At 35.0% G+C, this 297-nt stretch carries 1 protein-coding gene; it reads left to right on the top strand.

Translation table 11 applies throughout. From position 1 onward, the window contains the following. A partial coding sequence (locus tag M901_RS09555; protein WP_034721620.1) for a hypothetical protein occupies positions 1-297 on the top strand: 297 nt, incomplete at both ends.

Genomic DNA, 297 nt, shown 5'->3' with positions numbered 1-297 from the left:
AAGTCTTTTCAAAGTTAAATGAACTTTTCAAGACTTCATCGAAGCCAAAGTTTGAAAGCTTTGAAGAAGTTTTAGATCAGCTCAGTCAACAGTATCTGAAGGAGCAAAAGCTTTCTGAATTTAAAGTCGCACTTACCTTAAAGCAAACAATGTCTCGTTTTGTAGAGCAGTCAGAGCTAAATGAAGAGCTTGAAGTTGGAGATCTAAAGTGTGTTAGAGAAATTCTCTCGCTTGATCTTCCAAGAAGTTCATTTGTTAGTTTAGTTGAGAAAGAAGATATTGGAATTAATGAAAGGG

Origin of the sequence: Bacteriovorax sp. DB6_IX (assembly GCF_000447775.1) — a bacterium.
Lineage (GTDB): Bacteria > Bdellovibrionota > Bacteriovoracia > Bacteriovoracales > Bacteriovoracaceae > Halobacteriovorax_A.
The sequence above is the reverse complement of the archived record's forward strand: the minus strand, read 5'-3'. Positions and strand labels throughout refer to the sequence as shown.